We start from the raw sequence: 15,755 nt of genomic DNA, 5'->3' as shown, positions 1-15,755 counted from the left end.
CTCCCTCTTCAAAGATTCAGGCGACTGTGCTGACGTAGCTGATGCTGGCGCTGTCTGACTGTTCGGATTTGGGTCCGACTGGCACGCGACTTTCTCGTTCGCTCTGCAGGCTGAACATCCTGCTGAATGGCTCGTTTCGAGAGATAGTCGCTCAAAGCCCTCAGAGTGGGATAGGCAAATAAATCTGCCACAGAAAGCGAGACGCTCAACTTTTCCTGCAGGGCATAGTGCATCTGAATAAGCAGCATGGAGTTGCCGCCCAAGTCAAAGAAACTGTCGTAAACCCCGACCTGAGCTACCGGCAATAGCGACTGCCAGATATCGGCCAACTGCTTCTCCAGCGCACTTTCAGGCTTCACAAACTGAGTTGTTGTCCTAGCGATGGACTGATCTACAGCGGGAAGTGCCTGGCGATCAACCTTGCCGTTCGGCAGTAGCGGTAAAGCAGCCAGAGGCACAAACACGCTGGGCACCATATAGTCCGGCAGATGCTGTCTCAGGAATGCTTTGAGGGCACCGCTGTCTAATTCCGTATTGCTTTCCGTATCGCTTTCCGTATCGCTCACCACATACGCAGCCAGATATTTGGTCTCGCTGGAGACTGCGCAAGCGATCACGGCACAGTGCTGCACAAGTTCGTGACGGTTGAGAACCGCTTCAATCTCGCCCAGTTCGATGCGGAAGCCCCGGATTTTGATCTGATGATCGAGGCGACCCCCAAAATCAATTGTGCCGTCGGGCAGATAGCGAGCTGAATCTCCCGTTTTGTAGAGCCGTCCGCTGCCAAACGGGTTAGCCACAAATTTCTCCGCCGTGAGTGCTGGGCGGTTTAGATAGGCCCGAGCGACCCCCGCCCCACCGATATAGAGCTCTCCTATGACGCCTATCGGGACAGGCTGTAACTGTCTATTTAGGATATAAACCTGTGTGTTGGCGATCGCCCGACCAATGCTCAGTGATTGTGCTTCTGGATGAACCGGCGATATGGTGGCACACACCGTTCCCTCAGTCGGACCATAGGCGTTCCAAACCTGATAGACCTCGGACCAACGATGGGCTAGGTCAATGGGACAAGCTTCGCCGGCCACAATCACGTGCCTCAGCGCCGGTAATGCTTCGAGATTGAGCAGAGCGAGAGCAGACGGTGGCAGGGTGATGTGAGAGATGCGCTGGGTGCTTAGGGTGCGTCTCAAATCCTCGCCTGGCATCAGCGCTGCAGGACTGGCTAAGACCAGCGACGCCCCTGACCCCAATGCCATAACAATCTCCCAAACGGATGCATCGAAATTCAGTGACGCAAACTGGAGGATGCGACTGTCTGATCCCACTGCAAACAGTTCGGTCTGGGTAGCGGCCAGATTGCACAGCCCGCCATGATTGAGAAGAACCCCTTTCGGCGTTCCGGTTGAGCCAGAGGTATAAATGACATAAGCCAGCTGCTCCGGTTGAACAGGGTGTTCAGGTGAGCTGACAGGCTGCTGACTGATGATTGACCCGTCTCGATCGAGACAGACAACTGAACTCTGACCTGCGGGTAAACTCTCCAACACATGAGCTTGAGTCAAAATGACGGACGGCTGAGCATCTTCGAGAATGAAGGCTAAACGCTCTGGGGGATAGTCAGGATCTATGGGAACATAAGCCCCCCCAGCTTTGAGAATGCCCAGCAGACCAATCACCATGTCAAGAGAACGGTCTACCGAAAGTCCTACTAGGTCCTCTGGTCCAACGCCTAAGTCACGAAGATGGTGGGCAAGCTGATTAGCGCGGGCGTCGAGAGCTTGGTAGGTGAGACACTGCTGCTCAAAAACGACTGCGATCGCCTCTGGAGTCCGTTCAGCATGGGTTTCAAACTGCTGATGAATACTCTGGTAAGGCGGATAGTTGCGCTGGGTTTGATTCCACTGCACCAAAATTTGCTGCCGCTCCGCTGGACTCAAGAGCGTGAAGTCTGACAGACTCCGGTCCGGATGCGTCGCGATGGCCTCCAGTAGCGACTGAAAATGAGTGGCCATCCGTTCCAGGGTTGCACTCGCAAACAGATCGCGATCGTACTCCCACACTCCGCTGAGGCCGGCTTCCGTCTCCCGCATCGACAGCAACAGATCGAGTTTGGTGTGGACGTTGGGTTTTTCTAAGGGAGCAAACGTTAATCCGGGTGACTGTAGGCGATCGATAGGCGCATTTTGCAAGGCAAACGCCACTTGAAAAAGGGGGGCATGGCTCAGCGATCGCTCAGGCTGCATCGCCTCAACCACCTGCTCGAAGGGCAAATCCTGATGGGCGTAGGCGTCCAAGGTGACGTGTCGCACCTGCCTGAGCAGCGCCTGAAAACTCAACGTCTCTTGCAGCCGGATTCGAAGCGCCAGGGTGTTGATAAAGAAGCCAATAAGAGGCTCAATTTCAGGTCGGTTCCGATTGGCAATTGGCGTGCCGATAACGAGGTCATCCTGACCGCTATACCGTTGGAGTAAGACCCCAAAAGCCGCCAGCAGGGTCATAAATAAGGTGACGTCTGACTGTTGGCTCAAAGTTTGCAGCCGATTGGCCAATTCCTGAGGCAAGGCAAACGCAAGTCGTGCCCCCCGAAACTTTTGAACGGCTGGACGAGCATAATCGGTTGGCAGTGTCAGCCGCTGGGGCGCTCCCCTAAGCTGCTGCTGCCAGTAGGTCAAATGCTTTTGCAGAACTTCACCTTGCAGCCACTGCCGCTGCCAGTAGGCAAAATCCGCATACTGAATGGGCAGCTCTGGCAACGGGGAAGGCTGCCCCGCTAAGACGGCCTCGTAGAGTCCGCTGACTTCTCGAACCAGAACGCCAATAGACCATCCATCAGAGACGATATGGTGCATGGTTAACACCAAGACCTGTCGGTCAGCCTCTAGCTGAATCAGCAGGAACCTCAACAGCCGATCATTGGAGAGATCGAAAGGACGGTCTGCTTCTTCCGCCGCCAGACGAGGCATCAACACCGACTGGATTGACTCAGGTACGGCCTGTAAATCAACAACGGACAGCGGGACCTGAGGCATTGAAGCAATCACCTGAACGGGTGAACCATTCACCACTTTGAAGTTCGTCCGCAGCACTTCATGTCGCTGCATCACGGTCATCAAGCTTTTTTGCAGAACGGAGACCTGCAAATGGCCCACGATTTCGAGCGCTAGCGATTCGTTATACGTCGTTCTTCCTGCCGAGAGCTGGTCTAAGAACCAGAGCCGCTGCTGGGCAAAGGATAGGGGCAGATCAATATCTCTCGGAGCTGGCGCAATGGGATTCGATGCCTGCTCTAGCGTCCGTTGGGCTTGCTGCAAAAAGGTCCGGATTTCGTCCTTGCGATCGCTCAGCTCAGACTTCAAATCTGAAGACAATACGCCCTTCGGCGCTCGATAGCGCAGCTTTTCCTCTTCAACCCAAAGCTTGACGCCTAAATGGCGCGTATGGGACAACAGCTGATCGAGGCTTCTCATAATTCTCCCACCTCCTCCTCTGCGGCATTCCCATCATCCAGCGGGGTTTTCATGTCCTGAGCGGCCCAGCGCAGGGTATCAATTTTCTCGGCAAGTTCGGCCACGGTCGTCGTATCAAAGAGGCTCCGCAGCGGAATCTCCATGCCAAAGGCTGACCGTAACCGAGAGATTGCCTGGGTTGCCATCAGCGAATGGCCTCCGAGGTCAAAGAAATTATCGTGGACGCCAATCTGATCAACGCCCAACACATCGGCCCAAATGCTCACCAGAATTTTTTCGGTTTCGGTGCGGGGAGCAACAAACTGAGTCGTGAGATCACTGCGAGATAAATCAGGAGCAGGCAGGGCGCGGCGGTCAATCTTGCCGCTGGGCGTTAACGGCAGAGAAGCGAGAAATACAAACGTAGACGGCACCATATATTCGGGCAGTTTTTCTCGCAAAAACTGACGAGTTTGAGCGATCAGTTCCTGACTCCAGTTACCTTGCAGGGGATTGTTGCCATAGCTCGACCAGAGTCGGGGAGATGCCGTCGTTTCTGGAAACACGATCGCTTGAGAATGAGACTGATGTTGAAAAATCACATCGTAAGCCCCATCGGGGTGCCCTGCGGCCCAACTGATGTGAACCTGATAGGGCAGGACTTGACTCAAATCCCATAGCGCCTGAGGGTCCACGCCCGGTATCGGCGAGTCAGCGATCGCGGCTCGTAATTGTCCAACTGTTTGCAGCTCACCAGGCGTCCTCAAATAGTGCAGGACTCCTGGTTCGGTAGCCAGCCGCTGATTGGCAACATTTCGAATACCGACAAACGAGGGGTGATCTGTCATCAAGTGCTGAGTAATTTGGGGCATCTCCCAATCTGTTGACCAATCGATCCAGGGAATTTCCGGCGCATGAGCCTTCTTGTCCGTCGTTGCCGTTGCCTCACCGATCTCTAAGACCACCTGGTAACGAAACCGAGTCAATTCGTTATGACAATGACCGCCTTGGGGCTGAATGTGGACCCGCTGAATGGCCGGAAACGTCTGCTGCAGGGCCATAAAGAACGCGGGGTCGATGACAAGTTCCTTCTCCTTTTCTAAGCCTTGCTGCACTCGCTGATGGAGCTGTTTTAGCGGCAGAGAGTCGGCAGCCTGATGAAACTGCACAGAAGCATGAAACGCCGATAGTAGCGGCAAATGTCGCACGTCACCCACGAAGATGCACCCGCCCGGTTTCACAACCCGGATAGCCCCTTCTAAAACTTTGAGCAGGTATTCGATGCTGGGGAAGTACTGCACCGTTGAGTTGAGGACGATGGTGTCAAAGTAAGCTGATTCGATCCCCTCAAAGTTGTCGGCCAAACGATGCCGCAGCTCAACATGCCCCAACTCCGGCTGCGTCTGCTGTAACTGTCGAATATGGCGGAGCGCCGTTTCAGAAAAATCTGTGCCCCAGTAGCGATCGCACTCAGGCGCAATTCGAGCCAGCAGCAGTCCTGTGCCACAACCAATTTCCAACACGGCTTTGGGCTGCTGTTGACGGATTTGGGTCACAGCCTGCTCTACCCATTCCTGCATTTCCTCAACGGGAATCGGGGACTGGGTATAGCTACTATTCCATCCCGCCAAATTTAGCGTTTGTTCCCATGGGACAGCGTCTTCACCGTAGGTTTGTTCATAGAGTTCCAGCCAATGGGTGATGAATTCCTGTTGAGAAGCCTCTGTTGTAGTGCGCGGGTCTTCAGGGCTGGCCTCCAGCGGAACAACATAGGCCACTAAACAGGTATTGTCTGTAGCATCCTGCTGAGGCACAACCGCCGCACCTTTGACCTGAGGATGCTTTAAGAGAACGGCCTCTACTTCACCAGGTTCAATACGAAATCCTCGGACTTTAACCTGCAAATCGATACGGCCCTGAAACTCCAGGTTGCCGTCCGGCAAATAGCGAACCGTATCTCCTGTTTTGTACAGACGAGCACCCGGCGTTGAGCTGAAGGGATGAGGAATAAAGGTTTGGGCGGTCAAGTCAGGGCGATTGAGGTATCCCCGAGCAAGGCCATCTCCGCCTACATACAGTTCGCCAGGAACGCCAATGGGCACCATCTGGAGTGATGAATTCAATACGTAGATTTCACTATTCGTAATAGCCGCTCCAATGGGCAAAGTCGTGGCGTCAGGCGGAACGGAGTCTATAGCGTAACTAGAGGAAAAAGTGGTATTTTCAGTCGGCCCATAACAGTGGGTCAGTTGTTCAGGCGATCCGGCTTCCATCACCGCTCGAACCCATTTGGGATCAACCGCTTCCCCTCCAAACAAGACATAACGAAGGTGCTGAAAGGCTTCAGGCACCGCTCGCGCTATCTGATTGAACAATGCCGTCGTGAGAAATAGGGTCGTGATTTTGTGCTGGTTCAGATGAGCCGAACAGTCGTGCGGCGACAGGAGAACATCTCTCGGCATGATCACGAGCTGGGCACCGTTCAGCAGCGCTCCCCAAATTTCAAACGTAGCGGCATCAAACGAAATACTAGAAGCCTGAGCGATGCGATCGCGTGACGTCAGCGTTACGTAGTGGGTGTTGAGTACCAGGCGATTGATGGCCCGGTGATCTATCGCGACGCCTTTGGGTTGCTTCGTCGAGCCTGAGGTGTAGATAAGATAGGCCAGATTGGTTGAGATCGTGTCACCCTCAGGATTCTCAACACTCTCGTTTTCAAACTGCTCCCAATCAGCATCCAAACACAGCGTTTGCGCCCAGTGTGCCGGCAATTCATCCAGCCAACGTTCTTGCGTCAAGATAACCGGTGGTTGAGCGTCTTGCAGCATTGTAGACAGCCGCTCAAAAGGATACGTTGGGTCAAGCGGCAGATAGGCACCTCCCGCTTTAAGAATGCCTAGAAGCCCTACAACCATCTCCAAGGAACGCCCGACGCTCAGTCCTACACATGTTTCGGGACCGACACCCAGCGATCGCAAATAGTGGGCCAGTTGATTGGCGCGACGGTTTAGTTCGGCATAGGTGAGAGACTGATCTTCGTGCACCACCGCAATCGCATCAGGAGTTTGGGCTACCTGAGCTTCGAATACTTGATGAACACACCGAGCCGAATAGTCAGCCTTGCAACCCCTCCAGTCGCCGCGCAGTTGCACCTGTTCTGACGGCGTCAGCAGCGGCAGGTCAACGAGCCGACTCTCAGGAGCGGCAACGATTCCCTCCAGCAAAGTTCGGAAATGCCCCAACAAGCGGGCGATCGTGTCAGGGTGAAAACAATTTGCGTAATAGCCGACTCGCACTGATAGGTTGTGGCGCAATCCTGCCAAAACCTTGAGCGGATAGTTGACTAGCGTAAACCCTCGAAGACTATCGATTTCTAGATTGGGCTGATTAGCTAAAGTCAATCCTCGAAAACTATCAATTTTTAGATCATCGCTCCACTTAAAGACAGAGGTATCAAGTGGGTAGTTCTGAAATCCCAAAATGCTTTCAAACAGAGGCAAGCTTCGCGGTACGTCGCTCCACCCTTGAATATCAACCAACTGACTATACACATATTGTTCGCGTTCAACCTGCCGGGCCTGTAGCTGTTGCAGCCAGGGGATCAGCTTTGTCTTCCACGACACCGATATCCTCACCGGCAGCGTATTGACAAACAAACCAATCATGGATTCGATTCCCGGCAGCGACGGTGGACGGCCATTGACCGTTGCGCCAAAAACAACCTCTGGGTTGCCGCTGTAATGACTCAGTAGAAGTCCCCAAACGCCTTGAACAAGGGTATTGGGAGTCAGGTGATGTTGCAGCAACAGTGCTCTTAGAGCAGCTGTATTGTCCTCAGACAACTGGAAAGATTGCTCTTCGTAAGTCCGATAATCATGTTGCTGAGGCAAGGGACCTAGCCCAGCAGAGCCAACGTTAAGGGGTGTCGGAGACGACATTCCGCGCAGCTCCTGCCGCCAAAATTTCTCTGCTTGAGCGGGGTCTTGCTGTTGTAGCCAGGTGATGTAATCGCGATAGGAATGAGGCGTCTCTAAACTGATTGGTTGCCCGCGCTTATTGGCCTCATAGAGGGCCACAACTTCTCGCATGACCAAAGACAAACACCAGCCATCCATCAGTAGATGATGAAAGCTCCAAACAAAATATTGAGTCGTATCGCTCAAGTGGATGAGCGTACAGCGCATCAGGGGTGCCTGCTTTAGGTCAAATGCCTGATCTCGATCTGCCTGAAGCAGCGCTTGCAGCCGCGTTTGCTGTACCTCAGCAGGCTCTCCCGCAAGCGTGTGTTCGACCCAGGGCAATTCAACCTGATAACGCACAACCTGAAGCAACTTCGCGCGATTTTCCCAGACAAAGAAAGTGCGTAGGATGGAGTGCCGATCAACAACTTGCTGCCAAGCCTTGCGAAACATTGGAACGTTCAAATTTCCATGCAGCATACAGCCCAACTGCTCAAAATACAGGCCCGATTCTGGAGCATCTAGGGCATGAAAAAGTAGACCCTGCTGCATAGGTGACAGCGGATAAATGGATTCAATATTCTTTCGCTTATTTTGCGATTGAACGTTTGTCATAACTACACCTACCTCTACAGCTTTTCCTAAGCTCTTTTTCTAAGCCACTTACCAGTTCTAAATCCCAGCTTGCTTTGTTTAATTACTCCAGCGATCGCCCTAAATATCGCCCTAAATTTGGCAGAAACTTGACTTCAACACGGGCAAAACAGACTATAAGCTTTCCAGTCTACTGAGCGACTCATTTCGCCTAATTCATGCACTTAGCACAATAGTCATTGACCAAGAGCTTTTTACACAGACACATTCAAAACAATAACTAGAGCCAAATCCGGTCATCCTATGACAATTGACGAACGAAACAGTCAACCTGACCAACAATCAACATCAAAAGAAAATATCCAAAAAATACTACGGCGATATTTTTTAAGGCTCTTATTGCTCATGTTAGCATCCTTTTTTTGAAATTTTTCCTGCTTAACAGCGATTAACAAAGACGGCGTTATCCCTTTGAATTTCTACCTAGAAAAAGCGCATCATTGCGGCCTACTCTAAAACAATTTCTTTTTGAGCAAATAAGCGTTCCGCAAGTATTTCTCGCCGTCTACACGCTTCGATCAACCGTTTAGATTCGACAATAGGTAAAGCCTCCTCGTTGTATTGAGAAGGCTGCATATAGCTCAACCAGGGTTCATAGCCAAGGGCATAGACATAAACCAATTTAGGATTAAATTGATTCACTACATCTAAAGCTTGTTGATAATTAGCGCCGTTCAAATGTCGAGAGCGATCGATGCTTCTAGACAAAGGTTGAGTTAAGAGAGGACCATACGCCCAAGTTAGGGGAGCTTCTGCACACTGCAATCCAATAAATACAACATCGACATTGCCAATTGATCGATGGATGTGTTCATAAGTTTTGGTTTCAAAATTATTAGCATCGGCCATCACTAAAATTGTTTTTGATTTCAAGGAGATAGCGTATGTTAGCTTGCTATGGATATTGAGATCGGCGTGTTCTCCAAAGAAAGGGAGTCCTGTAATCGTCCCTGCTTCAGTCCAGATCGCTTCCATTTCGTCAATTTCGACAATCTGATTAAATCCAGTATTCTTGAGAGCCAGTTTTATGGAAGGGTCAGACAAGACACCATTACTACTTTTAGGTAAAACGATTGTTTTGATTTTGTGGCGGAGCTGCAATAGCGTCTCAAATACACAGTGATCGTGATGTTGATGCGTGATTAAGGCATAATCAATCGAATCAGGTAAGTCAGCATAAGAGTAGCGAGGAATTCCAGACTCGTGACGATAGCTAATTAAGGGATCGCATAAAATACTGATGCCTTTTGTTTCAATTAATAGACAGGCATGACCAAAGTAGCGAATTCGAACTGATTCTTCTTCATAATCCAATCGTTTAGGGGGTTCGTTCTCAGTGAAAAATGATTTAAACCGTTCAGTGTCTTTGACATTTAGAGCTGCATGAATAAATTCGAAAGAACCGGGCTCAGATCTCATCTTAAAGAGCTGATCTAATGCCAAATAATTGAAGGGGATAGGTAAATTTAGAGACTGTTGTTCTTCTAACTTAGGCGTGCTGAAAATGAAAGGACGCTCATCGTGATGAATTAGGGATAGCGAAATACTCTGCGCTGTCAAATCATAATAGTCGCTTTGATATAGGAGTCCTTCAATGAATCGAACTGAGGGTTGGTTTTTTAGATCGTATGTCAACTCTACATAGCCTTGAAGTGCCTCAGGAATCTTCTGATAAAGCTCTTTTAATGAATGTCCATCCGCCTCATTTTTTAGCAAATCATCCAGAGCCTTGATGGCCTCGGCCAACTGCACCATATGAGCTTGTCTTTGAGCAGTCTCCTGAAGTAATGTTTCAATCTCATTGACTCGGCTTTCGTCATAGTTGATAAACGGTCCCCCTAGGAGTTTTGGATTTTTGTGGGCGGCGATATGGACCTTCGGAGCAGATATGAAAGATTGCATAATCTTCAAATGAGAATTCGCAATATACATCGCTGCCGTTGTGGGAGCAATCAAATAAGTCCAGGCATACCACTGATTTACGAGAGGTTCGAGAATTACGTTGGGTTTGAGGTAGACGGATTGATTATGCATAGGTTCTGAACAACTAAATCAATTGTTGACAATAGGGAGAAAGCGAAAGTTGCTACTGATTGAAAGAGCATTGGAAATGTCAATCTGCGCCCGCAGACTGACTCCATTTGCGCTCAGTCGATAACCTCAAGTAGCTCATCTAGCTCAACCTGACTCAGCCCAGCTTCTGGAAAATCAGAAGGTGTAAAGCCCCCGGCTTCGGGTGATTGACAGTGAGCAATCAACGTTTTCAGCCGGTCCATGTAGGTCTGTAGCAAATCATCCATCGTGGTTTTGGTGTGGATTTCTGGACTGTAGACCCATCGCATTTGCAGCTGCCCCGCTGCGATATAGCTGCTAATGCCTAACAAATGACTGCGTTGGCCTTGCCGATGGTGAAGAGGGCCGACCGATTCGATCGCGAGTTTCCATGAGGCCGTTTCCACAAATCCGCGCTCCAACTGTCCTAGATAGTTAAAACTGATCTGAGGTGGCGTTAGCTCAGCCAACGTTTGACGAGTAACAGCAGCGGGACTGAGATATCGCAGGACGCCGTAGCCAATTCCCCGGTTTGGAATTTGACGCAACTGCTCTTTGACCTGCTTCAGAGCGTCTCCCGGGGCACGGTGGCTTTCTACGAACAATTGGATAGGGTACAGACTGGTGAACCATCCAACAGTGCGTGAAACATCGATGCCTTCGAACAAATCTTCGCGTCCGTGACTCTCCAAATCGATACAGACAGCAGGATGGCCTGTCCATTGAACCATCGTCTGGGCTAACGCCGTGAGCAAGACATCATTGATTTGGGTGTTGTAGGCAGCGGGAACCTCTTCTAAAAGTATGCAAGTTTGCTCGGCATCGAGAACAGCCGTTACCTGAGCGCTATTGCTTGATTGGGGCATCAGATCGCTATCCTCATCAGCGGGTAAACAGGTTCCAGAAAGCGACTGCCAGAACCTAGTTTCGGTCTTCAACGTTTCCGTTTGGGCATACGTCTGAAGCTGTTCCACCCATTGCTTCATCGGTGTCGTCTTGAGCGGTAGCTGTATCGGACTGCCCTCGCGAAGTTGGGTATACATCAGGGCTAAGTCTTCGAGCAGAATGCGCCAAGACACTCCATCAATAACCAGGTGGTGAATGATGAACAACAGGCGAGCGGGTTGATCGGCCCCCAAATACAAGAAAGCCCCTCTGAGCAATGGACCCTCCGCTAGATTCAGGCTCGGCTGCAAAGAGGCTGCGATCGCTTCTAACGCCCTGGTTTGTTGAATGCCAGACAGGAGGCTGAGGTCGTAGGTGGCAAATGGAGTCTCCCCCTTTGCGGCGATGTCTTGCTGCCAACCCGTTCCTGTCTCGGTGAAGCGACTGCGCAGGACATCATGGTAGTTCAGCAGGTGTTGGGTTGCCGCCAATAAAAACGTTACCTGAGTATCTGCGGGCACCTCTAGCATCACGGCCTGATTAAAGTGGTGCGGTCTTGGCAGTGACCGTTCAAAGAACCAATGCTGAATAGGAGAGAGGGGTACCGGCCCAGTGATGAGTCCTTGCTCAGCCTGGGGAAGCGTGGCAGTTTCTGCGATCGCGGCTAGGGTGGCCACCGTTTGATGCTGAAATAAATGCTTTGGACTTAATTGATAGCCCCTTTGATGAGCCCGGGCAATGACTTGAATAGCGAGAATTGAGTCTCCCCCTAGCTCGAAGAAATTATCGTGAATGCCCACCTGTTCTCGCTTCAGGACTCGCTTCCAGATATCGCAGAGCGCTCGCTCGACAGAGGTAGATGGGGTACTGAAGTCGCCTACGGTCGGTCGCGCGACGGATGTCGGTAACGGTAACTGTTGTCGGTCTAGTTTGCCATTAGCGGTTAGCGGAAAATCGTCCAGCAGCACAAAATCAGCCGGAATCATGTAGTCAGGGAGTTTGTGCTTGAGGGAAGACCGCAAGTCATTGATCAATCGATTAGGACTACTCCATGTGTGCTTTAAAGGAGGGTGAGTTGGTCTCTGAGTCGATTGAGAAAGTCCATTATTTTCGGCTGGCGATCGCTTTGCATACACAGTATATAAGTCAGTATTTTCTAATAGCTTTTCCTGTTCAACTGCGAGATCATAACCCTGTTTATCAAGGAGTTTCATCGTCAGATTTAACTGATTGCCAATATCATGGACCTCTATAACCAGTTGTTTGATCTTGGGCCAATCTTCATCTTTAATGCCTAGTAATATATTGAATTCACTTTTTTCGACATCTATTTTCAGCACATCGATCTGTTCAATCTTATGTTCAGATATCACCTCAGAGATGGTTTTCAATTGACAAGTGAATTGCTGGCTAGTCAGGAGTTCTGTAGTGAACTCATCAACCGCTTTATCAGATAAATCTTGATGTGTTGCGATTGAAGATGATTCAGTATGGCCCTCCTGCTGCTTATTCATCAGGAAAGCTTGCAAGGTTTCTCGATCTTCGGTTAGATCCGCAAAATAGCCCGAAGCAACGGAATTATTTGGATAATAAGTAAAGCGTTCTTGTCCTGAATGATCAGATAGCCCATAGTCAAACAATCGAATATTCAAGCCCTGTAGTGTTGCGTTGAGTTGTAATAACTCAAAAATAGGTGGACTGGGTTCGAATGCATAAATCTCAGCATTTTCACAAACACTCTCTACAAAAAGACTGAAGAGGCCAATATTTGCACCAACGTCAAAAACGACATCGCCTTCATTTAACGTAATGCCGTGTCTAAGATATTGGCGCTCCTCAAAAATCTCCCGATAAACAAAGTCTGTTTCACTTTTATTGACGTGAACCACGACGATACCGTTGGGTAATTCATAGTGCGATCGCCCAGCTAGCAAACCCTCTTTTTCTAGACGCAATAGCTGCCGAACGGCACCTGCTTGCTCTGCACGTGGAACGACATACGCAACCAGGCGCTTATCTTCCAGATCCTTTCCCCGTACGATGACGATAGAGTCTTGCACGGCAGGATGCTGGGTCAAAACCGCTTCGATTTCGCCGGGTTCAATTCGGAAACCACGGATTTTGATTTGAGTGTCAACGCGCCCCAGAAATTCCAGTTCTCCATTAGGGCAGTATCGAACGAGGTCACCTGTACGATAGAGCCGCTTTCCAACACCATCGCTAAACGGATGAGGAATCAAGCGATCGCCGGTCAATCCAGGCTGATGCCAATAGTTTCGAGCCAGTCCTGCGCCACCAATGTAGAGTTCGCCTGGGAAGCCAACTGGCAATAGTTCCCAATCCGGGCCGAGGACGAATGCCTGTAAATCTTGAAGGGGGTAACCGATGGGTGTTCCCTGGTCAAATTGGAGATCTTGAAGGCTCAGAGCATGATGAGTGGCATGCACAGTCGTTTCGGTAATGCCATACATGTTGACCAACTGAGGATGTTGGTCACCGTAGCGCTCAAACCAGCGTTTAACACTACTTTTGTCTAGAGCTTCTCCTCCAAAAATTATCCAGCGGAGAGCCGGTGGTGGCGTTTCTGTCAGCAGATTGGACCCATGCAGCCATTGACGAAAGGCAGACGGGGTTTGATTTAAGACGGTTACCTGCTGAGCAATAAGAAGCTGGTGAAATTCTTGGGGCGATCGCGAAACCCAAAAGGGCACCACCACTAATCGTCCGCCATGCAACAACGCCCCCCAAGTTTCCCAAACGGAAAAATCGAACGCGGAGGCGTGGAATTGCGTCCAGATGTCTTGGGGGGCGAACTGAAATTGATCTTGGGTAGCGGTGAATAGCCGACAAACATTACGGTGCGGAATGGCAACCCCCTTCGGCTTTCCGGTTGAGCCTGAAGTGTAGATGACATAAGCCAGACAATCTGCGGTTGCTTGGCTGACAGGGGGCGTTGACGGGCACTGAGCAATCATGTCCCAGTCTTTGTCGAAACAAAGATAGGACTGCGACTCTGACCCGTGCGGTAATTGCTCCAGCAGCGATGCTTGAGTGATCACCAGTGTGACCTTGGTGGCATCGAGGATGTAGGACAGTCGGTCTGGGGGGTTGGCCGGATCGAGGGGAATGTAGGCTCCACCAGCTTTTAGGACGCCCAGTATGCTGACGATATTTTCAATGGAACGTTCTAGGCAGATCCCGACGCCCACCTCTGGACCGACCTGGTTCGATTGCAGCCAGTGAGCCAGCTGATTAGCGTGCTGATTGAGCGCCTGATACGTGAGCTGCTTAGAGCCACAGACCACGGCGATCGCATCAGGTGTTCTAGCCGCCTGAGCTTCAAACAGCTGCGACAGCGTGGATGTGATATTGACTGGCTCAACAGCGGGCGGCTGCCATCCTGCAACCCTGTGCTGCCGCATCTCGTCACTGATGAGAGACAGCTGCGACAGACACTGCTCAGGGTCAGTTGCAATCATATTCAACACGGCTGCCAGATGGTCCACCATGACGGCGGCGGCCATGTCCTGCATTTGCTGTGTGTCAACAGTGAGGGTGATAGTTGCAGGACTTTTAAGGCTGAGAGAGACCTGCACGGCGACTGCCGGGGAGGCTGTGGAGGAGAGGGGCTGACCAAGCACTCCGGCCTCGTGCATGGATTCAAGGTCTTCGAGCGGAGCAATACCGCTCTTGAATAAGGAAATATCTGCCGGTGTATCACAGACTTGACCAATCTCGGTAAGGGACAGGTGTCCATATTGTTGGAACTGCTGAAGCTGATGGTGCAATCCCTGAAGCCAACGGACAACTGGAAGATCGGGGGGAACCTTAACCCGTAACGGCAACATAGTCCGTAATGGGCCAATAACAGGGCTACATCCACCCGTTTGGGGTCTGAAGCTGCTGCCCATGAGGACGTCTGTGGTGTCGCCGTATCGACTGAGGACGTAAGCCCAGGCTCCGTGCAGCAGCGTCGGCCAATCTAGGGCCTCTTGAACAATTAGGGTCTGTAACTGTTTCTGAGTGGCGGGTGACAGCGTTAAGGACTGTTTGACATATGAGGAGGCTCCCTGCGCCTCGGTAGACCGCTCTAGAATCAAACCTGTAGGCTCGACGCCCATTAGCTCCTGACGCCAATGGGCCTTAATTGAGGCGATATCCTGTTGCTTCAGCCAGTGCAGATAGTGGCTGTAGGGAGCCAGCGAGGGTTGCGATCGCGGTTCCTTGCCCTGGCACATGTCAGCGTAAACCTTCATTGTTTGGTTCACAATGCCCTGCACGCTGTCCGCATCGACGGCCATTACGTGATAAGTCACCAGGAGCCGCCATTGCTTTTCACTGAGCTGACACAGCGTCAATCGCACCAGTGGTGCTTGCGTTAACTCAAAGCCCTTCTGGCTATCCTGCTGTAACCGATCAGCCCACCGCTCTGCCTGTACATCAGGAGACAGCGATTGCCACATCAAGATCTCGATTTGAGCGCTCAGATGCTTTTGCACCACCTGACGAGGGGTTTCAGTTTGGGTCATGAAAAAAGTTCGCAGACTAGCGCAATGCTGAACTACTCGCTGCCAGGCCGCGTTGAACCGAGCAACATCTATGGCCTCTAGCAACTCCCAGGCCATGTGATTGCAGTATTTTCCGGGCACGGACGCATCGAGGCTTTTTACCAGAACATCCTGCTGGTGTGCCGAAAGCGGATAGATTGCTTCAACGTTTTGAATATCCATAGGACGATCTTTTTAACAACGATGGG

The 15,755-nt window shown here is 50.9% G+C and carries 4 protein-coding genes; all 4 read right to left on the bottom strand.

The genetic code is table 11. From position 1 onward, the window contains the following. Positions 1–8: 8 nt before the first annotated feature. The 4 genes from PN498_RS15575 to PN498_RS15560 all read right to left on the bottom strand — a co-directional run bounded on the left by PN498_RS15575 (position 9) and on the right by PN498_RS15560 (position 15,729). Entirely contained in the window at positions 9–3,470 is a 3,462-nt protein-coding gene (locus tag PN498_RS15575) for a non-ribosomal peptide synthetase (protein ID WP_272063760.1), read from the bottom strand. Continuing rightward, positions 3,467–8,023 (bottom strand): non-ribosomal peptide synthetase, encoded by a 4,557-nt coding sequence (locus tag PN498_RS15570; protein WP_272063758.1) that lies wholly within the window; start codon positions 8,021–8,023, stop codon positions 3,467–3,469. The genes PN498_RS15575 and PN498_RS15570 overlap by 4 nt, the downstream gene beginning before the upstream one ends. Before the next feature lie 486 nt (positions 8,024–8,509). Beyond that, complete coding sequence (locus tag PN498_RS15565; protein WP_272063757.1) at positions 8,510–10,096, bottom strand: MBL fold metallo-hydrolase; 1,587 nt, start codon at positions 10,094–10,096, stop codon at positions 8,510–8,512. A 113-nt stretch (positions 10,097–10,209) separates the two neighbouring features. Beyond that, complete coding sequence (locus tag PN498_RS15560) at positions 10,210–15,729, bottom strand: non-ribosomal peptide synthetase (RefSeq protein WP_272063756.1); 5,520 nt, start codon at positions 15,727–15,729, stop codon at positions 10,210–10,212. Positions 15,730–15,755: the final 26 nt, after the last annotated feature.

This window comes from Oscillatoria sp. CS-180 (genome assembly GCF_028330965.1).
Taxonomy (GTDB): domain Bacteria; phylum Cyanobacteriota; class Cyanobacteriia; order Phormidesmidales; family Phormidesmidaceae; genus Halomicronema.
This window is presented reverse-complemented; position numbering and strand designations above follow the sequence as displayed.

Coding starts and splice junctions, on each gene's coding strand:
- PN498_RS15575 (WP_272063760.1), bottom strand. CDS start 3,470: ATGAGAAGCCTCGATCAGCTGTTGTCCCATACGCGCCATTTAGGCGTC.
- PN498_RS15570 (WP_272063758.1), bottom strand. CDS start 8,023: ATGACAAACGTTCAATCGCAAAATAAGCGAAAGAATATTGAATCCATT.
- PN498_RS15565 (WP_272063757.1), bottom strand. CDS start 10,096: ATGCATAATCAATCCGTCTACCTCAAACCCAACGTAATTCTCGAACCT.
- PN498_RS15560 (WP_272063756.1), bottom strand. CDS start 15,729: ATGGATATTCAAAACGTTGAAGCAATCTATCCGCTTTCGGCACACCAG.